Source organism: Ochrobactrum teleogrylli (assembly GCF_037482325.1).
Taxonomy (GTDB): domain Bacteria; phylum Pseudomonadota; class Alphaproteobacteria; order Rhizobiales; family Rhizobiaceae; genus Brucella; species Brucella teleogrylli.
Genome location: NZ_JBBHKQ010000002.1, coordinates 262054 through 284133, shown reverse-complemented (window position 1 = coordinate 284133; position 22080 = coordinate 262054). Strand labels below are relative to the sequence as shown.

Here is a 22080-nt window from a genome sequence, read left to right as displayed (position 1 = left end):
CGCAAGACAAGGGCGAGGGGTAATCCTGTTGGATGCAATCTCGCCGGTGTGAATTATCGCGCGAGAAATAGGACAAACATTGTGCGGGCTGATCCCATAGACGAGCAAAAGCCCGCGCCGTGGCAAAGGGTTCTCCTGTTACAAGGACCGGTTGGGCCTGCGTTCCGCCTGCTTCGGAGATATCTGACGCAATTGCGCTATCATTGCATTCAAGTGTTGTTCAATCCGGGTGATCGGCTCTTTGCGGGGCGACGGAACGGCACACTCGTTTACACGGGCGGTATAGATGGTCTCGAAGACTGGCTGCTTGTTCAGGCGAGCACCCAGAAAATCACACACATGGTTCTCTTCGGTTCAGAACGCCCAGTTCATATCATAGCACGCCGAGTGGCCGCGCAACTGAGCATAGTCGTGATATCTCTTGAAGAAGGATATATCCGCCCCGGTGCGATCACACTGGAATTCGGAGCAAACAACGCCTTTTCTCCAATTGCCGGGCAGCTTCCGCCGCGCAGCTTCCGAATTGATCGTGAAGATACTTACCCTGACAATCGGGGTCATTTCTCTGCTATGTGTATCTATGGTGGGCTATATTACGCGTCTGTCGCGCTTTTTGCGAAACGCAGACAACGGCGGTTTATGCACCGTGATATCGGCATTCTCCGTGAGTTGCCCCACTGGGTCAAAAATTTCCACCGTTGGTTTTGGGGGCAATCGAAGAATAGCGCAATCATCGAACGCCTGCTGGAGCACAGTGTCGGTCAATATTTTGTGGTGGCTTTGCAGGTTTCACAGGATACCCAGTTGAAACGCTCCGCCCGAGGGTGGAACAATGCGCGTCTGATAACTGAAGTGCTTGATAGTTTTGCGGCATCGGCTCCGCAACATCTGCGGCTGGTTTTCAAAATACATCCGTTGGAGCGCGGTTATGACAATGATCGCAAGCTGATAGACGAACTGTCGGTTAATCTCAGCATCAGGCATCGTGTCGATATTGTGGATGTGGGCTCTATCGGTTCTCTGACACGCCATTCAGCGGGCATGATCACTATCAATAGCACATCCGGGTTTTCGGCCATCCATCACGGCGTTCCCCTGCTGGTGATTGGCGAGGCCGTTTATGCAAATCAAAGAATTGCCACTTGTGCATTCGGAACGCCCGACTTTGATGCCTTTTGGAAAGGCGGGCTGATTGCTTCCGCGCGGCTTCGAAAACGCTACATTGCATGGATTAGAAAGCGCTGTTTGCGACCGGGCGACTTTTTTACCGCACGCGGAATAGCAGCAAGTTACAAGGCAATCATTGATGCAATCAACACATCGGCTGTGCCGCATGGCAACATGAGGAGTGCAGCATGATGATCAAGATTGCGCCTCTCATTTTTACTGCGATCGCTGTTTCTGGTCTGGTGGGGTGTACCGCTGTTCCTGGCAGCGGTCCATTGACTTCCGCTATCAACACCGAAACGACGAATAGAACGAACGGTAGCAACTATGCTGTCGTACCGCTCGATACCACCATCCTGTCGGTTGTGAGAAACTACCGTTTCAGCGGCATTCCAGAGAGTTTCAAAGGCAAACTGGGCAACCGGCAATCCTTGACCATTGGTGCCGGCGACGGGCTTGCCGTGAATATCTGGGAGGCCGCCCCTGACGGGTTGTTTTCGACGGCGGAGCGGAAAAGCGCCACCCTTCAACTGATTGTCGACGAACGCGGAATGGTATTCATTCCCTATGTGGGTCAAGTGCATGCTGCGGGCCTGACTGCCGAAGCGCTGCGCAAATCGATTGAGGCGGGTTTGAAAGGAAAGGCGGTCGAGCCGCAGATACAGGTCCTTGTCAGTGAAAACCGAAGCAAGGTGCTGATTGTGGTGGGAGATGTGACCAGTCCCGGTCCATTTCCGGTGCCGATGCGAGGGTTGAAACTTCTGGATGCGGTCGCGCTTGCAGGCGGAACCCGAAAAGCGATGTTTGAAAGTACGGCGACAGTGACCCGTGGTTCGACCAGTGCGACCCTGCGACTGGAAGATGCTGTCAGCCATCCGAGCGAAAACATCTGGCTTGCATCGGGGGACAATATAACCGTAACGCACCAGCCACGCAGCTTTTCAGCCTTTGGCGCGGTGAAGAGCAGTCAACTTGTTCCGTTTCCCGCAGAAAAGCTCGTTCTATCTGAAGCACTGGCGCAAGTCGGAGGGCTGAGTGACCGATCTGCTGATGCGGGTGGTGTCTTTATCTTCAGGTTCGAACCGCACGATCTTGTGCAACAACTGATAGGTAAGCGCGCCGACCATTTGCCCACGGACGATACGCGACGCGTGCCAGTTATATACAGGCTTGATTTCAACAAGCCGGAATCCTTCTTCCTTTCCCAATCATTTCAGATACGGGACAAGGATGTTCTCTATGTCGCAAACCATCCTGCTGCGGAGTTGAGCAAGTTTCTAACGCTGATCGTCTCACCGCTTCTCGGTGTTACTCGAACGGCTGAGGCGCTTTGAAACACGCGCCCGTCAGGCAGGCATAAACAAGCTTAAGAGAAAACACAGCGCTTCCATAATCCGGTTTCGTACGGAAACGCTCCGACAATCTATGTGGGGGCTCATGAAGGTACTAACAGTCTTCGGTACGCGACCGGAAGCGATCAAGATGGCGCCGGTCGTGCGACGTCTTTCAAACACCGAGGGATTTCAAGCGCGTTTATGTGTTACCGCCCAGCACAGGCAGATGCTGGATCAGGTGCTTCAGCTTTTTGAGCTGACGCCGGACTACGATCTCGACATCATGAAACCGGGCCAGACGCTTGGCGACATCACCAGCGCCATTCTGCATGGTATGGACGCTGTATTCGAAGATTTTGCCCCCGATATTGTTCTGGTGCACGGCGATACGTCCACCACCTTCGGCGCAAGCCTGGCTGCCTATTTCCACCGCACGCCCATCGGGCATGTCGAAGCCGGTTTGCGCACTGGCAATCTCTATTCTCCTTGGCCGGAGGAGGCCAATCGCAAACTGACCGGCGCATTGGCCGCACTTCATTTTGCACCGACCGAAAGCGCGCGAAAAAATCTTTTGCTGGAGGGTATTCCGGCGCGGACGATCAAGGTAACAGGCAATACCGTGATTGACGCGCTCGTCCATACCGAGCAGCTATTTGCCCGGGATGCCGAGCTGGAAGGCACAATGCGCCAGCGCTTCGATTTCCTGCGGTCAGAGGCGCAACTGGTCCTCATAACCGGCCACCGACGTGAAAACTTCGGTACGGGTTTTGAGAACATCTGCGAGGCCATATGCGATCTGGCCCGACATTTCCAGGACGTGGATTTTGTCTATCCGGTGCATCTGAACCCCAGCGTTCGGGAGCCGGTTGGGCGGCTTCTTTGCGGGATTTCAAACATTTATTTGATCGAGCCGCAGGACTATCTCCCATTTGTCTGGCTGATGAAGCGATCCTATCTGATACTGACGGATTCCGGTGGCGTACAGGAAGAAGCGCCGACTTTCGGCAAGCCGGTTCTGGTAATGCGCGAGACAACCGAGCGGCCCGAGGCAATAGCTGCGGGAACTGCCAGACTGGTTGGCGCAGAGCGAGACCGCATTTTCAACGGCGTCAGTCAGCTTCTGCTTGATCCAGTCGCCCACGCCCAAATGGCAACCGCCCAGAACCCCTATGGCGACGGACTGGCGGCTGCAGAGATCGTCAAAACCCTTCAAGCATTCCCGACTGGTCTTGGTCGTAAACATGCCTCCCCATTGCTTTCCTGACAGGACTACTTTCATGCAGCGTTCTTTTGCCTATGAAACCCTATGTGTAATCGGCCTTGGTTACATTGGACTCCCCACTGCCACAGTCTTTGCCCAACATGGGCTCAAGGTACAAGGGGTGGATGTCAATGCATCCGTGGTCGCGACGATCAATAAGGGTGAGGTGCATATTGTCGAGCCCGGTCTGGAAAAATGCGTCAAGCAGGTGGTGCTGAACGAAAACCTTCGAGCATCAACTTTGGCTGATCCCGCCGATGCATTTCTGATTGCTGTGCCAACGCCTTTCAAAGGGTCTGATCACGAGCCGGACTTGTCATATATCGAAGCCGCTGCACGGGCAATTGCACGTGTTTTGAAGGCTGGCGATTTGGTCGTTCTGGAGTCGACTTCACCGGTTGGTGCAACACAGAAGATGGCGGACTGGTTGGCGGAATCCCGACCCGATTTGACCTTCCCGCAGGATGCGGCTGAAGCTTCCGACATCAGGATTGCGCATTGCCCGGAGAGGGTTTTGCCCGGCAAAATTCTGGATGAACTTGTGCATAATGACCGCATCATCGGCGGAATGACACCGCTATGCGCAGCGGCTGCGCAAGCGCTCTATTAGGCGTTTGTGACCGGAGAATGCATCGCCACGGATGTACGCACAGCCGAAATGTGCAAGCTCGCAGAAAATGCATTTCGCGACGTGAACATTGCATATGCAAACGAGCTTTCGCTGATTTGCGACCGAAGCGGGATCGATGTTTGGGAACTCATCCGTCTGGCGAACCGTCACCCGCGTGTCGATATTCTTCAGCCTGGCGCGGGCGTCGGAGGGCATTGCATTGCCGTCGATCCCTGGTTCATCGTCGCAGGGGCGCCAGATTTGGCGCAGCTTGTGCGCACGGCGCGCAATGTGAACAACGCAAAGCCCGAATGGGCCCTGCAAAAACTGCGCATCGCAGCTGAGCACTTTGAACTGGCCCATGAGGGACGAAAGCCCATCATCGCCGTATGTGGCCTTTCATTCAAACCCGATATCGATGATCTGCGTGAAAGTCCGGCGCTGGAAATAGCGGTTGCACTTCAGGAAGAGTTCGACGCGCAGGTGATGTTCGTCGAACCCAATATTGAAGAGCTTCCGCCGCGCCTGTCCGCGGCCCGACTGGTGGACATTGCTGTGGCAAGGGAAGAAGCCGACATACTGCTCGTTCTGGTAGGGCACCGGTCGTTCCAATACCTCGCTGATACTCCTCTTCGCCCTAACCAGAGCATCATTGATGTGGTGGGATTGCTGGCGAACAAGCGAACCGCCTTGCAAGACAAGGCACTTCTGAACGCGATCGAAGGCTGAACACGACATGTCCCTTCCATCTTCAGACGCTGCTGAACAAACCACGGTCAACGAGCTTCCTGCAGGCAAGCCGTTGCCCGACCTCCATGATCGCATCACCGAAGCCTATCTCGGGCAGCTGGGAAAAGAATTTGCCCAGTGCACGCGCGAGCGCATCCATTGGATATGTGCCCGCGCCATGGGCATGCGTATTCTTGACGTCGGCTGCAGCCAGGGGATCACATCAATCCTGTTGGGGCGGGAAAGACGGTCCGTCGTCGCTCTGGATATCTCCAAGAGAGCCATCGACGAGGCGCTGCAGTTCATCTCGCGCGAACCGGCGCATGTGCAGAACAGCGTCAAATTCGTTCATGGCGATTTTATCGGCGCGGATTTCGGAGTCGAAACATTCGACACCGTCATCATGAGCGAAGTGCTGGAGCATCTGACGAAGCCGGAGGAATTCGTCGGTGCCGCCGCCCGCCTTCTCAATGAATGCGGAACCGTCATCGTCACCGTGCCCTTTGGCGTCAATGACTGGCCGGACCACAAACATACATTCTATCTGCTCGAACCGTGGCGTCTGCTGGTTGCCCATTTCATAATCGAGGAAGTGAAATTCTTCGGTAAGTGGATCGGTTTTGTTGGCCGAAAGCGCCAAGAGCAGCTTTTGCTGGACGAAGTGCCATCGGTGGCTTTGCTTGCAGAGGTGGAGCAGGCCTTCCAGTATGTCGAACGCGATCTGATTGCAAAATCAGGGACCTTGTCCTCCAAGACCAGCAAGTTGAAGGCGCGACTTCAATCCGCCAATGAACAGAATGCTACCCTGATAGACACAATTTCCCGGGCAGAGATAATCCAACTGCTTGCTGAGGAGCGGGTTGCGACGCTTAATGCCGAGATTGATCTCCACCGAAGCAAGGATGCCGAAATAGCCCATAGCGTTGAGTTGTTGGAAGACAGTTTGCAGACGGCAAAACTTGAAAAAGCGGCATCCGCGCAGGACATTACGCGCCTCAAGGCAGAACATGCAGCCCTTGAAACTCTGACTGAACGTTTCAGGCGCGAAGCGGAAGAACTCGCCACAACGCTTGGGAGCGAGCGCCGAGAACGGCTTGTGGCAGAGAAAAAAGTGGTCCTCGCCGAAGGTCGCCTTGAAGCGGTCGAGACCTTGCTGAAGGAAGCAAACGAACGGCTGGCCGCTCAGACAAGCGAGACCAATATCGCCGCAAGCCGGTTGAAACAGCTTCGCGCTGAGCGGGACGATCAGGATCAGGAAATCGCCCGCCTTTCGGGAGAGTTGAAAGATGCTCTGGCTGCGGTCAGTCAAGGAAAAGCCGAACTGGAGCTCTTCGCAAAACTACAGGAAAGCGAACGATTCCAGCGCCGGTTTCTTGAATGCAAAATCAGTGAGCTGCAAATTGATCTTACCGAAAAGGATGAGAAGATCGCATCGCTGACATCCAGTCTGACGGATGCGGAACACGATCTTGTTCGGTTGCGCACGGATGCGGTACAGCGGAAGCTTTTCCACGACCAGACTCAAAAAGAGCTGGAGGCCGAAAAGGACCTCCATAAGGAGACATTCGGCAAGCTGGAGGCCGCCCAACTGGATATGCGCAGCGCCGGTATCCGCAATGATGAATTGCAGCGGCAGGTGCAACGCTCCAGCGCCCACATCATGACGTTGCAAAATAAGGTCGAAACCGCCGAGCGGGCTCGGGTCCTGTCGGAAGCGAAAGCCTTGCGAACGCGCAATATGATTTCGTTTCAGCTTGGCTATGCGCTCATCCAGGCCAGTAAATCGTGGCAAGGCCTTGTTCTCCTGCCGCAGCGCCTTCGGGATATATCGAAAGACGCAAAGCGCCGGACCAAGGGTGAAGCCAAAACGGCCCGTTTGGTTCCCGCAGCCCCTAAATTGCCGTCGATTAGCTTTGATAAGGCAGGCTACAGCGCTCAACAACTTAAGGCGCTGAAAATTGCCTGCATCATGGACGACTTCACCTATGCATCCTATGAGCATGAAGCGGTCCTCCTGCAGCTGACACCAGATGAATGGCGCGAACAGCTGGATACGTTTCAGCCCGAAATTCTATTTGTGGAATCCGCATGGCGCGGAAAAGATGGGCTTTGGGGCAATCAGATCGGGCATCGCAGCAATCAACTGGTCGAGCTCGTAGAGTGGTGCAGGCAACGACAGATACCCACCGTCTTCTGGAATAAGGAAGACCCTGTCCATTACGAGACATTTCTGAACACCGCTGTGCTGTTCGATCATGTTTTCACGACGGATATCGATTGCATTGGCCGCTATAAGGCAGCGCTTGGGCATGACAATGTCTGGCTCCTGCCTTTTGCTTGTCCGACAGCCCGGTTCAATCCAATTGAAACCTATGCGCGTGAGCAGGTCTTCTCATTTGCAGGGGCTTATTATGCCCGTTATCCGGAACGCAACGGAGACTTGGCCAGTATCATTTCGGCGCTTGCCGAAAATCATAAGGTGGCAATCTATGACCGCAATTACGGTCAGGATGATCCGCGATATCAGTTCCCACCGGAATTTCAGCCATTCATTGTTGGGCATCTCCCCTATGATCAGATCGAAAGAGCCTATAAGGCCTACACCCATGCCATCAACATGAACTCGATCAAGCAGTCACAAAGCATGTTTGCGCGACGGGTTTTCGAACTGCTTGGCAGCAACACAATCACGATCAGCAATTTTTCGCGTGGTGTGCGCAATCTTTTCGGCGAGCTGGTTGTGTGCAGCGACAACGGTGCGGAAATCATCCGGCGTCTCAACAGAATTTCCGACGAAACAACGGAGCGAAAATTCCGGCTGGCGGGTCTTCGCAAGGTTATGAGCGAACACACCATGCAGGATCGTCTCGCTTACCTTGCCTCTAAGGCACTGAAAACCCAACAGGCCCAACTCCTGCCGGATATTCTGGTGGTTGCCTATGCAAGCGACAAAGAGGAATTCGACTTGATACTGGCGAATTTCCACCGTCAGGCATACCGACAAAAGCGCCTTCTGGTTGTGACCAACGAAACTGAGGTCGAGTCCAAGGTGGATGACATCGTTCATGTGGTAGCAAGTGCACACATAAATGACGCGCAATTTGCATCGCTGATCGGCAGCGCCCGTTATGTTGCGGGTATGGTCCCAGCGGACTATTACGGGCGCAATTACCTCACCGATCTTGCTCTGGCGACGCGCTATTTCGACGGTGAAGCCATCGGTAAACATGATCATTATTATTATGGGCAGGATTCCGCCGATGGGATCATACTGAACGACACCGGCCAGCGCTATCGTTGCGGTCATAAGGTGATGGCGAAGGCAGCCCTGATTGCGGTTTCGGTGATTGAAAGTGAAGCTGTTTGCGACTGGACGATGAGCCTTTCCAAGAAGGTCGTCACCGTCGATCGCGCTCTGTTTATTGATGAGTTCAACTATTGCGAAAACGGCGCATCGGTCAGCCCGGATAATTTGAAACAGGTTGACGATGGGAATTTCGATACCGGGTTCGACATGTCGGCCATTATCGCAAGTGCCGAAGCGATCGAAGCTGATGCGATGCCGGTTGTATCGGACGCGGTGATTGAGGCTACGGAACTTGCCAGTCTTTTCAAGACAACCGGCAGTGAATGTTTAACATTCGCAGTTGAGGGCCAAAACTGGCACATATCTTCAACGCTACCAGATGGAAAACATGAATATGTTTATGCCGGCAGGGAACTGGAGCCAGCAACGCTTGGCTTTGCGGGTTCTGCAAAACTTCATCTGGAAACGACCCCGGGACTAAACGTGCAGTGTGTCCTGGTCTATCTGGATGCAAAGAAACAGAAGCTGAGCCATGAAATATTCCATGCGAACCAGAACGCCACTTGCACCTTGCCGGAAGGCGCGGCGTTTGTCCGTATCGGTTTGCGCCTTTACGGTCCCGGAACCACCGAAGTCAAAAGGTTTTTTAAAGGTCACAAGGCTACGGTGCCCGGTACGCTTCTTGGAAAAGCACGCCACCTCGTTCTGACCAATCATTATCCCCGCTATGACGATCTGTACCGGAACGGCTTCGTCCATAGCCGGGTGAAACACTATTTCAAACACGGTGTGCCGGTAGATGTCTTTCGGTTTCAGCCAAACGCGGCTCTTGGCTATTACGAATTCGAAGATATTGACGTAACGACTGGTGGCGCTGAGGCGCTCGACAAACTGATCGGGGACCGGCAGCTTGAAAGCATAGCCGTACATTTTCTAGACCCGGCCATGTGGCAGGTGTTGGAACACCATATCGATAGAATCAGGGTGAATGTCTGGATTCACGGCGCTGAAATTCAGCCGTGGCATCGCCGGGAATTCAATTTCTGCAACGATATGGAGCTGCAGGCCGAGAAGGCTAAAAGCGAGCAAAGGTTGACGTTCTGGCAGAAGCTTTTGGCCAAGCAGCACGACAATCTGCACATCATCTTCGTATCAAAGAATTTTTCCGAAGAGGTGATGGAGGATCTAGGGTTTCGTCTCGCAGAGTGGCGATATTCCATCATTCACAATCCGATTGATACAGAGCTTTTCGCCTATCGCAAGAAAGACATTTCTCATAGGCAGCGGATTCTGTCGATCAGAACTTATGCATCCAAGAAATACGCCAATGACCTATCCGTCGCAGCGATTCTGGCATTGCAGAAGGAACCCTTCTTCTCGGCTCTCGAGTTTCGCCTGATCGGTGACGGGCAACTGTTTGATGAAGAGACATTGCCCTTGCAGGGTTTCAGGAACGTGTTTCTGGAAAAGCGCTTTGTTTCTCATACGGAAATTGTCGCTCTTCAGGAGAATTATGGAGTTTTTCTGACGCCGACCCGATGGGATTCGCAGGGCGTTTCCCGCGATGAGGCCATGTCTTCCGGGCTTGTGCCGGTCACCACCGGGATCTCCGCAATACCCGAATTTCTGGATGATACCTGCGGTTATCTGGCCAAGCCGGAAGATGCCGCCGGATTGGCGGGGGCAATAGTCGCGAGCTGCGGCCAAACGTGTCCGCAGCCAAAGCAGCGCCAACGAGATCATACGTCGGGAATTGGCGCTTATCTGCCGCCTCCATGCAGAGGCGTTCACATGAACTCGCAACGCTCCATTTTCGCAAGCCTTAAGGTTGCCCTGATTGCGGACGAACCGACGCGCATCTGCCTTTCCCATGAGTGCCGGGTGATGAACCTCACCCCATGGAACGGCCTTTACATTTTTGACCATTGGAAGCCAGATCTTCTGTTGGTTGAATCCGCCTGGGAAGGATACAGGGGCAGCTGGCGATATGGCATCGCGTCTTATCCGGATCACCCGGAACGTAACAACGCCTTACTGGACTGTGTGGTGGGCCGTGCGCGGGACGAGAGTATCCCGACCATATTTTGGAACCGCGAAGACGGCGTGCATTTCGACCGCTTCATCGCTTCGGCGAGGCTGTTCGAACATATCTTCACGGTCGATGAGAATATGATTCCGCACTACCGTGCTGCGCTTAAAGATATAGCTGCACTCGACGTACTGATGTTCGCAGCACAGCCGGCGGTTCACTTTCCCGATCCGGCCAACGTAACGGTTGAACCGAACCGCCGGCTGGTTTTCGTCGGCAGCTATAGCCGTCACATACATCCTCGCCGCCGCTTGTGGCAGGATATGGCATTTAACGCTGCCAACAACATCGGTTTGACGCTCTATGATCGTAATTCCAGTCGCCGGTCGGAACAATATCGCTTTCCGTGGCGACGTTGGATCAACGTAAGAAAAGCAATTGCCCACATCCGCACGGCGGACGTTTATCGCAGTTACGTTGCCAGCCTCAATGTCAACACAGTCGATAATTCGCAAACGGCTTTCTCACGGCGACTGGTGGAGATCATGGCAAGTGGCGGACTGGCCGTGACCAATACCACCCCATCCGTTATGCGCCATTTTCGAAATTTCTGCGAAACAATCGATTCCGAGGATGAGGCGCGGGGATTATTTGACAGGCTTGCAAGGGATGGCTGGTCACGCTCAGATCGCGAGCGCATGCGGGCGGGCGTGGACCATGTGCTACAGCATCATACCTGGCGGCATCGGCTCGGACAAATCATGGAGAGAGTGAGTTGATGGCCCCCTCGTTGAGAAGAGTAGGGCTCCTTTCCGTAAGGGCTTCGCGATTGCCAAATCTCGCCGCACTCCTCAATGGAGAACCGCACTATCTTCCTCTCAGCGGATTGCGAGATATCAATGTTATTGCAGGCTGGGGCAGGGGACTGCATGCGCGTGCTGCGAAGCAACTGGCCGCATGTTGCAGTCTGCCTTACGTAACACTGGAAGACGGCTTTATACGCTCGGTTGAACGTAGCGAGCCGCCTTTGTCCATCGTGCAGGATGATTTAGGCATCTATTATGACGGGACGAAGCCAAGCCGCCTTGAACAATTAGTTTCAAAACCACTTTCGGCGAACGAGGTGGCTTGCGCGCAAAAACTTATCCAGTTATGGCGTCAAGGGCGCGTCTCTAAGTATAATTCGGCGCGTGAATATGATGCCGATTTGCCGGATCGCTATGTTCTTGTGGTGGATCAGGCATGTAGAGACCGATCAGTGGCATTTGGCTGCGCCAGCGATCATTCGTTCCAGCATATGCTCTTTGCAGCACTGACCGAAAACCCTGATTGCATGGTTTTGATCAAGACGCATCCAGATGTCTTTGCGCGCAGACGGAGAGGCTATTTCAGCGCTTCACGGCTTTTGGAAAATCCGCGTGTCTTGATGATTACGGAAAACTACCACCCCGTTTGCCTGATTGAAAAATGTGAGCGGGTTTATACAGTTACATCCCAACTCGGTTTTGAAGCACTGATATGGGGCAAGAAGGTCCGATGTTTTGGTATGCCTTTCTATGCGGGTTGGGGACTTACACAAGATGAGTTGCCGCAGCCGAGCAGACGACAGAAAGCCAGGATCGAACAACTCGTCCACGCGGCGCTGATCGACTATGCGCATTATGTCGATCCTGAGACCGGGCGAAGCTGTGAGGTGGAGCGCGTCCTTGATCACATCGCATTTCAACGTCGCATGCGGGAACGGTTGCCCAAAAAACTCCATGCCATCGGGTTCAGTCGCTGGAAACAGCCTATCCTTCGCCGTTTTACGGCTGGTGCTGAAATCGAATTTCATAGAACCGCGGGAACAGTTCCAGCCAATTCGCATATTCTTGTATGGGGAAATCAACGGGTTACAGATGCGCCTGCACCGTCTTCCATCCGCCATGTCGAGGACGGCTTTCTTCGATCTGTGGGGTTAGGGGCGGAGCTGACACCACCTCTCTCATGGGTGCTCGACGATGCAGGCATTTATTATGATGCAACGAAAGCATCTGGCCTCACGCATATTCTGGAGAGTGTGGATGCAAAGGAACAACTTCTGCAGCAAGCCGCAGCATTGCGCAGCGGCATAGTTGCCGCCGGACTTACCAAGTACAATGTTCAGCAGTCGGAGTGGCGTCGCCCCGATGGACCTTCACCCATCATTTTGGTGCCCGGACAAGTCGAAAACGATGCATCGCTGCGATGCGGCGCTCCGTATATATCGACAAACATAGAATTGTTGAAAGCGGTTCGTCTATCGAGACCAGATGCCTATATTATCTATAAGCCCCATCCTGATGTAGCCGCTGGTTTGCGTGATGGAGGAACCAGTGGCGAACAGTTCAGCACCTACTGCGACGAAATCGTGAGGGATGCTGGAATGCCTCAACTGCTTGACGCGGTTGACGAAGTTCACACAATAACGTCGCTCGCGGGGTTTGAAGCGCTGATCAGAAACATTCCGGTCACCTGTTATGGACTGCCATTTTATTCCGGCTGGGGGCTTACTACTGATATCATCCCTGTCGCGGGGAAAAGACAGTTAAGTTTAGATGAACTTATTGCCGGAACCCTGATCCTTTATCCAGTATATGTAAGCTGCGTGACGGGGCATTATACAACGCCGGGGCGTGTTGTGCAGGAACTGGTCGCATGGCGCGATCAGCCTCAATGCCACGTGCCATTGTGGCGTCGCATCTATAGGCTGAGTGTGCAGACAATAAGAGCCGCAAAAGCGAAATCCCTATCTTTGAACTCGGTAAGGGGTTTGCCGCCGAGAGGTCACACGGTGGAAACGAAAATTGAGCGAAGCCCTCAATAGAGTTGTATCTCTCAAAGTACAGCAACCGTCAGCGGCGGGAGAAACTCCTATGGCTAAGCAAACCCGCCCCCAAAAACGAAGGCGTCGCTTACTGGCAATTTCTTTCGTTCTATGCGTGATCATCCCTTCCATTCTCGGAGCGCTATACTTCACATTCATCGCTTCTGACCGTTATGTGGCGGGCGTTGGCTTCGCCGTCAGAAGCATGGATGCGGGTAGTGGTGGCGACTTTTTTGGGACATTCACCGGTATAGCAAATGCCGGAAGCACGACGTCGGATTCATACATTCTGCTCAAGTATATTAAAAGCAGAAGCCTGGTCGAGAAGCTTGAAAAGGATTTTCCGTTGCGGTTGGCTTATGCCACCGACGGCCCCGATATGATCTCGCATCTGCGTCCACAGAGCGATATTGAACACGTCGTCGAATATTGGGGTGGGATGATCCAGACATCCTACGATAATATTTCAGGTGTCATCACGTTCAAAGTCAGCGCTTTTACGCCGGACGATGCCAGGAAAGTAGCAGATCTGGTTTTGCGCTATTGTACGGATCTGGTGAACGAACTGTCGGAACGTGCGAGAACCGATGCTGTTTCTTTTGCCAATGGCGAGGTGACGCATGCCGAAGAGCGACTTCGTAATGCTCTGGGGAAACTACGATCTTTTCGCGACGATGAAAAATCGATCGACCCAACGCGAAGTGCGCAAGTCCAGATTGAGATTGTTGGAGGGTTGGAGAAGGAACTGGCTGACCGGCGGGCGAGAATTTCCGCACTTGTGGGAACCGTCGACGAGGGTTCACCGTCACTCAAAATCCTCAGACGTCAGACAGACGCGCTTGAGCAGGAAATAGCGGCAAAGAAGCTCGAAGCAACGAAAGGCGAGGGTAATAAAAGCCAGTCTTCCAACGCGTTATCGGGGCTTCTGGCCACCTATGAAACCCTCGAAGTCGAACGAAACTTTGCGCAACAAGCCTATGCTTCGGCGCTTTCGTCACTGGAAAAGGCGCGTGTGGAAGCTGGCCGACAACAGCGCTATCTGGCGATTTATGAAGCGCCGCTCCTGCCGGAATATCCGCTTTATCCCAAACGCATTCTAAACAGTCTTCAGCTTGGTGCCATACTCGCAATGCTGTGGGGGCTTGGTTCCCTCATAATCTATTCCATCAGGGATCATCTCGCGTGATGACACTGTTGCGGTTGCAGATACATGTGATGGGAGCGCTAGTTCTACGTGAGACGCGTGCCGCTTTTGGCGCCTCTCATATAGGCTATCTATGGGCCGTGATTGTTCCGTCCACCAGTATAGCGGTTCTGGTGTCCGTGTTTACTTTCGCAGGGCGAAATCCACCTTATGGATCGAGCTTTGCACTGTTCTTTGCAACAGGCGTTCTGACGCTGCAGTTCTTCAGCAAATTGTCGTCTTCATTGATGGTGGCGTTCGAGGCGAACAAAGCGCTCCTGAGCTATCCGCCGATAAAAGAGCTTGATGTTTTGTCTGCTCGCGCCATGCTTGTAACAGCAACATATGCTGTTATTTTCATGGTGGTATTCTGGGGCATCATGGTTTGGGACGGCGGCGACATGCCGGCTCATCCGGGACGAACCATGGGAGCATTTGTTGCGACCGCGTTGTTGGCCACAGCTTTTGGCGTTGTGAACGCCGTCATTCTGTCGATGTGGGATTCGTGGCGCCACATTGAGAGGATTCTCACCAGCCCGCTTTTTTTCCTGTCAGGAATTTTCTACGTGCCGAGCCTGCTACCGACGGCGTTGATAGAATATTTATCCTGGAACCCCATCTTGCATGCTGTTGAATGGATGCGTGATGGTTTCTATCCAAACTATGATAGCACAGTTCTCGATCGCGCCTATCTGATGAAAACGATCCTTCTCCTTATGGTCGCGGGCTTAACTGGCGAGCGGCTTTTCAGGAAAAGGAGAGCCGTTTGATTGATCTGATCAATGTCTCCAAATCCTATAAGACGAACGGTATCAGAAAGAACGTTTTTGACGATCTCAGCTTTTCTTTTCCAGAGGGTAGGAATGTCGCCATTGTCGGCCCCAACGGAGCCGGGAAGTCGACCTTGATACGGCTGATTGCCGGGACTGAATTGCCGGATCGCGGGCGCATTATAAGGCGTGGTCGCGTATCGTGGCCGCTGGGGTTTTCAAGCGGATTCAATGGGGGAATGACGGGCCTCGAAAATATTCGTTTTGTTGCTCGGATATATGAGCAGGATACGGAGGCGATGATTGACTCTGTCAGCGATTTTTCCGAACTGGGTAGTTCGCTTCATCTTCCGGTCAAAACATATTCTAGTGGAATGAAAGCGCGTCTGGCCTTTGGTATGAGTCTTGCGATAGATTTCGATTGCTATCTGATCGATGAAATTATCGCAGTGGGTGATGAACGTTTCAAGGCGAAATCCAAAGCGGCGCTTGACTCTAAAATCTCGCATGCACGGGTGATTATGGTTTCGCATTCAATATCGCAGATCACGCATTATTGTGATTGCGGAATTATCATCCGCGACGGCCATATTGTCTATTATGATGATATCGCGACGCTGCGGACCAGCTTCGCAGAGGCTTGATCTTGAAAGCCGGCCCTTCCGGTCCGACTTTTGTTTCGATGGCAAGTTGTTAGCTTGCCTTTTTTGTAATCAGCGTCAAAGCGCCATTTTCCGAAAGACTGGCTGCAATGACATCTTGTTCGTTCATGCCCTTCTTTTGCAGGGCGTCGCGCGCCTCGGGGAACGTCTTCACTGATGTGCGCAGTTTGGTGAGGTCATCGGCGCTACGTTTTTCGACTACGGCTTGAACCTCTTTCTGGCTTTCAGCTGGCAGTTCCTTGATATCTACCACAGATACAGTCTGTATGGTTGGGGCTGTTGAAGGTTGCTGAGCCGCTGGCGCTGAATTGGCCGGGGGCTGTGGTGCCTGTTGCTGAGCCATTGCGGCAGGGGTCAGGGCGACGAGAGTTACGAATGCAAGCGATGCAATTCTTGGCATCATCTTTCCTTTCCAGAAATTCTGCTAGAGGCGATTTGGGTGACTGAGCCAGTGCACAGGTCGAATGTGACCGTAAAGAGTTTCTTTCGGGGCTATTCCGAGGTTAAACCATGTTTCGGCCAAGGCGCCCGCGTCCTAACAAATTACGTGGGCGACATTGATTGCGTCGTATTTGAACTGTATGTCATGACAAAAAATCGCTATAACAGTTCAATCGACACTTTGTCATGATGGAGCCGGTAAGCCTATGTGGAAACCCGTATTGGAACTGCGCAAAGGCGCAACCAAACACCGACTTCTGACAGAAAAAATTGTCGATGATATCGAGGGCGGTATTCTGCAACCAGCAACCCGGATGCCTACGCATCGCGAACTTGCGCATCAACTCGGACTTTCTGTGCAGACTGTCAGTATCAGCTATAAGGAAGCAGAACGACGCGGTTATCTGCGTGGTGAAGTTGGACGCGGAACTTACGTTTGCAATCGCGTCACCGAACGTGCGGACCGTTTCATGCTGGATCGAGATCCGAGCGGCACCGCTGATATGTCGATCATACGAGCTGTCTATACGGAGGCGCATGAGCGGGCCTCCAAACATCTGTTTGAACAATTGAGCCAAACGGAAAACGCCAGTTTCATGCGTCCATGTCGGCCAATCGCCGGGCTGGATCACCATCGCGCCGTTGCTCAGGAATGGCTGCGTAGCTTATCTGTTGATGTTGATCCGGGCCGTATCGTCATTACCAATGGAGCGGCACATGGCCTGTTTCTTGCGGTCGCGACAATTGTTCAGCCGGGCGAGGTGGTGCTGACGGAACGCTTGACCGACCATGGCATTATCGGGCTCGCAAATGTGCTGGGATTTACCCTGCGCGGCCTGCCAATCGACGAACAAGGTGTCATGCCGGATGCTTTTGAGATGGCGTGCAAAGCTGGGGATGTCCGCGCGCTCGTACTGATACCGACACTGGGCAATCCTACAAGTCATCTCATGTCTGCGCAACGGCGTATGGCGATCGCGGAAATCGCTGCAAGACACGATGTTTGTGTTATCGAAGACGAAGTTTACAAACCGATCCTCGAAGAACGGTTGCCTTCAATGCCGGAATTGCTGCCGGATTTGGGCTTCTTCGTAACAAGCTTCACGAAGACTGTCATGACGGGGCTTCGCACCGGTTATCTCGTTGTTCCATCGCAATATTCCATTCGTGTTGCATCGATTTTGCGCGTGACAAGCTGGAGCGGGGTCAATCTTCTGGGCGAGATGGCAAGCCGCTGGATTGAGGATGGCACCGTCAAGGAACTCATCGAAATCCAACGGGGCGAATTGCGTACAAGACAGGCGCAGGTGAGTGACGTCTTGGGGCCTCTGATCGCAGGGAGTAACCCGTTGTCTCTGTGCGCCTGGCTCAAAATCCCGCGCCACTGGTCGGAAGACGGGTTGGTAAGAGCGCTGGCCAATAAGGGGGTCGCAGTGACGCCATCCGATCCGTTTGTAGCCGGGGCCGACCGCGGCCAAGGGGGCATTCGAATTTGCCTTGGCGGACGGCTGTCACGCACAACCTTGCACAAGGCACTTGAAACCATCCGTGAAACCGCTGCGCAGCTACCACCCGTGTATGATGTTGGCGCTATAGCCTGACCCTAAAGGACAGACTGGAGAAACTCCTTGGTGCGCGCTTCTTTCGGTGCTTGAAATATCTGTTCGGGCGTGCCCTGTTCGCAGATGCGCCCTTTGTCGAAAAAGCACACACGATCAGAGACTTCTCGCGCAAAGCGCATTTCGTGGGTAACCAGCAGCATGGTGAGATCATGCTCCTGCGCAAGACTGCGGATGACTGACAACACCTCGCCAACAAGCTGCGGATCCAGCGCCGATGTCGGTTCATCAAACAGCAGGACACGCGGACGCATTGCCAGTGATCGTGCTATGGCAACACGCTGTTGCTGACCGCCCGATAATTGGGACGGATAGTGATCCTTCTTGTCCGAGAGGCCGACAAGAGCAAGCAGATCGAGCGCGCGTGCTTCGGCTTCGGCGCGTTTAAGACCAAGGACATGGACCGGCGCTTCGATGACGTTGCGCAATACGGACATGTGGGGGAAGAGATTGAAGCTCTGAAACACCATCCCGACATGCGATCTGATCTTCCGCAAATGTGCTTCGCTGGCATAAAACGGTTCTTTGCCGCCGGTCTCATGATAGGGCACGCCACCCAATTCCAGCGTGCCTTCCTGAAAGGGTTCAAGTGTCATGAGAATACGCAATACAGTAGATTTTCCGGAGCCGGATGGGCCAATGAGCGTAACTTTTTCGCCTGTTGTGACCGAGAAATTGAACTGATCCAATACGGTCAGTGCTCCAAAGCATTTGACGACGTTCTGAAAGCGAATGATTTCCTGCGTCATTTGAGAGCGATCCCGTTCTTTGGAAGTGTTCGTTCAAGCAGACGGATGGCTGCTGAACAGATGAGTGTCAAAATGAGGAAGATCAGGCCGACCATCGATAGCGGCACGAGATATTCGAAAGTACGATCGCCGATCAAGTTGGCAAGATTGAGCATGTCGACGATGCTGACGACCGAGAGAGCCGGCGTTTCCTTCAGCATCGAGACCAGATAGTTGCCCATGGCCGGAATGATCCGGGGAACCGCTTGCGGTATGACGATATCGCGATATGTCCTCCACGGCGTCAGATTGAGCGCGCGGGCCGCCTCCCATTGTCCACGAGGAATGGCCTCAATGCCGCCGCGATAAACTTCGGATGTATAGGCCGAATATTGCAGGCCGAGCGCCAGAGCGCCGGTTAAAAATGCCGGCAAGACAATGCCATAGACTGGCAGTACGTAATAAAGAAAGAAGAGCTGCACCAAGAGCGGCGTATCCCTCAAGAACTCCACCACAACAGCCGTGGGCCAGGAAACGATTTTGTAACGGCTGCGCCGCAAAAGCGCAAAGACCAATCCAAGCACCAAGGCGATGGCAAAACCGGTTGCTGCAGCTTTCAGCGTTACGGTCAGACCGATAGCCAGGATCGGCAAGATCGATGTGGCGAAGGACAGTGTGGACGTGGTGTCCCAGGCATAACCATAGATCATGCGAAACCTCCAGCCATGGTCTGGCGGCGAAGGCGTCGTTCCAGCCATCTTATTGCAGTCGCAAGCAAAAGAGCCATCGCGAAATAGCCAAGCAGTGTCAGGGAATAAATGGTCACGCTATCCAATGTCAGGTTGCGCAATCTTTGGGCCTGAAATGTCAGGTCGCTGATAGCGATCAGGGACGCAAGAGCGGTATCCTTGAGATTATGGATGGCGAGATTGCCAAATGCAGGCATCATCTCGACAATAGCCTGCGGCAAGACAATGTGGAACAGCGTGTGTCTTTTGCCAAAATTGAGCGCGCGTGCCGCTTCATGTTGGGCTTCTGGTACGGCCTGCAGCGCACCGCGAACGACCTCGGCACCATACGCACCGATATTCAGGCCAAGACCCATGATGCCCGTGGTGACGGGGTCAAAGGAAATGCCGATCAGCGGTAAGGCATAGTACAGCCAGAACAGCTGTACCAAAAGCGACGTGCCCCGGAAGACTTCAATATAGACCACGGCGAGCGCCGACAGGATTCTCCCGCCTGCAAAGCGCGCTATTCCCGCCGCAAACGCGAATATGGTGCCTATCACCATCGAGCTCAAAGCAAGTACGATGGTGACTTGGGCGCCTTTGAAAAGGGCGGGTAAATATTCCGTCCAATGCATAGGGTCGTCTCCCGGGCAGAGAGACCCGCCGATATTATTGAGATCGGCGGGCGCTGATAAGCTTACTTTGCGTTGCAGAGTGCTGCTGTGTCTACAGCGCGTGCAGCTTCTACGCTTTCTTCGCTAAGTCCATATGTTGTCAGGATTTTCTTGTAGTCGTCGGTCTTCTTGAATTCGATAAGCTCTTTGTTAAAAGCTTCATAAAAGTCCTTGTCTTCAGGGCGGAAACTAAAGGCGCCGAAGCTTCGCGCAGATTTCCCGTCAACGACAGGGTCGGTGAATGGATGAGCCTGTTCCAGCTGAGGGGAGTTTTCGACAAGCTTTGCAACCGTCAATTCGGTTGCAGCATAAGCATCGGCTCGTCCTGTCTGTACGGTGGAGGGCGCATCGGCATTGCCCTGGATCATTACAATCTGGGATTCGTCAATCCCCATTCCATGCAGGAAATCGATTTGGTCGGCTCCCGATACGATGGCAACCTTCAGGGATGGGTCCTTCTTGATGTCGTCGTAGGAGTGAATTTTTTTGCGGTTTCCTTTAGGCACCAGAAGACCTTCACCATAGCTGGAATTGGCAACGGTAAACTGCACCTGCTTGCATCGTTCCGGCAAGACATTCTGTTCGGCAGCGACGAATTCAAAACGCTTGGCTTTCAAGCCCGGGATAAGCGAGCCGAATGGCGTGACCGTCCAGTCAACTTCTTCAATGCCAAGTTTTTTGAAGATCGCTGCCGCCACGTCAGGGCCAATACCCTTCGCCGCCCCGCTTTCGTCCATGTAACCATAGGGCATCTCGTTGGCTGTTGCGCCACGGACAAAGCCAGCGCTTTTCAGATCGTCGATCGTGACGGCGTGAGATGGCAGGGTGAGGGCAATGGTTGCTGCCGCAGAAAGCAGGGTAGAAATCGTATATAGTTTCATGCGCATTGTGTTCACTCCTCTTTGAAATTACCGGTTTGTTTTACTCCGGCTTATTGCTTCGGTAGTTCAATGGGTTTCAGTTAACGCGCTACGGGTTCCTCGCAGATTGTGGCAATGACCGAGAGGCAGTCACCCATCTTGACGAGCCCCGGAAAGTGACGGGCAGCCAGAACACCGTCGAGCTTGGCGCGGTGTTCCTGCGGTGCACTGCCGGTCCGCATTATGTTATGGACTCGGGCGATGAGGTCACCCTTCCGAATTTCGGAACCCAGATCGACGAGCGGTTCCAATAGGCCGTCTGTGTCTGCAAAGCCGAAACAATCCTCTGACGGCATATCGAGCCAGACCGTCGGCGACTGTTCAATCTCACCTTCCAGAATGCCGGAATGGCGCAAAAGGTTGCACACGCCGCGTTTTGCTATTGCGGCCGTGCGGGCGGATATGGTTCCACCACCTGCGAGCTCGGTTGTCACAAAGACCTTCCCAGCTTCTTCCGCAGTGGTGTCATACATGCCCACCGCATCTATCTCGATCATGCGCATGGAATAGGGCGCGGAGAAGGCCTTGACTGCGGCAAAGCAGCGGCTTTCCTGTACCTTGTCGGGCAGAGCATGTGCAGCCGCATAGGGTAGGAAATCCAGCGTGCGCCCCCCTGAATGGAAGTCCAATACGATGTCGGCTTCTGGCATAAGATAGCGCGTGAAGTAGTCGGCGATTTTCTCCGTGACCGTACCGTCAGGACAGCCCGGAAAACTGCGATTGAGATTGCCCTTGTCGATTGGGGAGGTGCGGGTGCCCTTCTGAAAGGCTGGGAAATTCATCGCAGGAACGATGACGACGCGACCATTGATTTGCTCCGGCTTCAGACTTGCTGCGAGATCATAGAGCGCCACAGGCCCTTCATATTCGTCGCCGTGATTGGCGCCGGTCAGCAGTGCCGTCGGACCATCACCGTTGCGGATCACGCAGATTGGGATCATCACTGAGCCCCATGCGGAATCGTCCCGCGACCACGGCAGCCGCAAATGGCCATGCTGGATTCCATCCCGCGTAAGATCGACAGTGGGTGTGATCGGGGAGGGGCGTGGAGGTGGCGTTGTGTGCATCAT

The 22080-nt window shown here is 53.6% G+C and carries 17 protein-coding genes; 11 read left to right on the top strand and 6 right to left on the bottom strand.

Annotated features, from left to right (window positions below; genetic code table 11):
* Window positions 1–81: 81 nt before the first annotated feature.
* From WIX40_RS18850 to WIX40_RS18805, 10 genes are all read left to right on the top strand, one after another.
* Window positions 82–1359, top strand: coding sequence for a capsular polysaccharide export protein, LipB/KpsS family (locus tag WIX40_RS18850; RefSeq protein WP_339441413.1), 1278 nt, complete (start codon window positions 82–84; stop codon window positions 1357–1359).
* Window positions 1356–2501, top strand: a complete 1146-nt coding sequence (locus WIX40_RS18845) for a polysaccharide biosynthesis/export family protein (protein WP_339441411.1) — start codon at window positions 1356–1358, stop codon at window positions 2499–2501. The genes WIX40_RS18850 and WIX40_RS18845 overlap by 4 nt, the downstream gene beginning before the upstream one ends.
* Before the next feature lie 103 nt (window positions 2502–2604).
* Window positions 2605–3765, top strand: coding sequence for a non-hydrolyzing UDP-N-acetylglucosamine 2-epimerase (wecB, locus tag WIX40_RS18840; RefSeq protein ID WP_339441409.1), 1161 nt, complete (start codon window positions 2605–2607; stop codon window positions 3763–3765).
* A gap of 13 nt (window positions 3766–3778) precedes the next feature.
* Window positions 3779–4372, top strand: a complete 594-nt coding sequence (locus tag WIX40_RS18835) for an NAD(P)-binding domain-containing protein (protein ID WP_339441407.1) — start codon at window positions 3779–3781, stop codon at window positions 4370–4372.
* A 48-nt stretch (window positions 4373–4420) separates the two neighbouring features.
* Window positions 4421–5101 (top strand): UDP binding domain-containing protein, encoded by a 681-nt coding sequence (locus WIX40_RS18830; RefSeq protein ID WP_339442354.1) that lies wholly within the window; start codon window positions 4421–4423, stop codon window positions 5099–5101.
* 7 nt (window positions 5102–5108) lie between these two features.
* A complete protein-coding gene (locus tag WIX40_RS18825) occupies window positions 5109–11216 on the top strand; it encodes a glycosyltransferase family protein (RefSeq protein WP_339441405.1) in 6108 nt (2035 codons plus the stop codon).
* Window positions 11217–11266: 50 nt separating this feature from the next.
* Complete coding sequence (locus WIX40_RS18820) at window positions 11267–13282, top strand: capsule polysaccharide biogenesis protein (protein WP_339441404.1); 2016 nt, start codon at window positions 11267–11269, stop codon at window positions 13280–13282.
* Between the two features lie 49 nt (window positions 13283–13331).
* Window positions 13332–14468, top strand: a complete 1137-nt coding sequence (locus WIX40_RS18815; RefSeq protein WP_339441402.1) for a KpsE/RkpR family capsule polysaccharide export protein — start codon at window positions 13332–13334, stop codon at window positions 14466–14468.
* Window positions 14468–15235 (top strand): ABC transporter permease, encoded by a 768-nt coding sequence (locus WIX40_RS18810; protein WP_339442352.1) that lies wholly within the window; start codon window positions 14468–14470, stop codon window positions 15233–15235. Before WIX40_RS18815 ends, WIX40_RS18810 begins: the two co-directional genes overlap by 1 nt.
* On the top strand, window positions 15232–15879 hold the full coding sequence (locus tag WIX40_RS18805) for an ABC transporter ATP-binding protein (RefSeq protein ID WP_339441401.1): 648 nt from the start codon (window positions 15232–15234) through the stop codon (window positions 15877–15879). Before WIX40_RS18810 ends, WIX40_RS18805 begins: the two co-directional genes overlap by 4 nt.
* A 49-nt stretch (window positions 15880–15928) precedes the next feature.
* Here WIX40_RS18805 and WIX40_RS18800 read toward each other — a convergent pair whose 3' ends face one another.
* The gene (locus WIX40_RS18800) at window positions 15929–16300 is read right to left on the bottom strand and encodes a hypothetical protein (protein ID WP_235943030.1); all 372 of its coding nucleotides are present in this window, start codon (window positions 16298–16300) and stop codon (window positions 15929–15931) included.
* A 244-nt stretch (window positions 16301–16544) separates the two neighbouring features.
* On the opposite strand from WIX40_RS18800, the gene ehuR reads away from it, so the two are divergent.
* Complete coding sequence (gene ehuR, locus WIX40_RS18795; protein WP_339441399.1) at window positions 16545–17939, top strand: MocR-like ectoine utilization transcription factor EhuR; 1395 nt, start codon at window positions 16545–16547, stop codon at window positions 17937–17939.
* Window positions 17940–17941: 2 nt separating this feature from the next.
* Here the strand turns inward: ehuR and ehuA are convergent, their stop codons facing one another.
* From ehuA to doeB, 5 genes are all read right to left on the bottom strand, one after another.
* Complete coding sequence (gene ehuA, locus WIX40_RS18790; protein ID WP_339441397.1) at window positions 17942–18706, bottom strand: ectoine/hydroxyectoine ABC transporter ATP-binding protein EhuA; 765 nt, start codon at window positions 18704–18706, stop codon at window positions 17942–17944.
* The gene (gene ehuD, locus WIX40_RS18785) at window positions 18703–19395 is read right to left on the bottom strand and encodes an ectoine/hydroxyectoine ABC transporter permease subunit EhuD (protein ID WP_339441396.1); all 693 of its coding nucleotides are present in this window, start codon (window positions 19393–19395) and stop codon (window positions 18703–18705) included. Before ehuD ends, ehuA begins: the two co-directional genes overlap by 4 nt.
* On the bottom strand, window positions 19392–20051 hold the full coding sequence (gene ehuC / locus WIX40_RS18780) for an ectoine/hydroxyectoine ABC transporter permease subunit EhuC (protein ID WP_121537928.1): 660 nt from the start codon (window positions 20049–20051) through the stop codon (window positions 19392–19394). The genes ehuD and ehuC overlap by 4 nt, the downstream gene beginning before the upstream one ends.
* Before the next feature lie 62 nt (window positions 20052–20113).
* A complete protein-coding gene (gene ehuB, locus WIX40_RS18775; protein WP_339441394.1) occupies window positions 20114–20977 on the bottom strand; it encodes an ectoine/hydroxyectoine ABC transporter substrate-binding protein EhuB in 864 nt (287 codons plus the stop codon).
* A gap of 74 nt (window positions 20978–21051) precedes the next feature.
* Entirely contained in the window at window positions 21052–22080 is a 1029-nt protein-coding gene (doeB, locus tag WIX40_RS18770; protein ID WP_339441392.1) for a N(2)-acetyl-L-2,4-diaminobutanoate deacetylase DoeB, read from the bottom strand.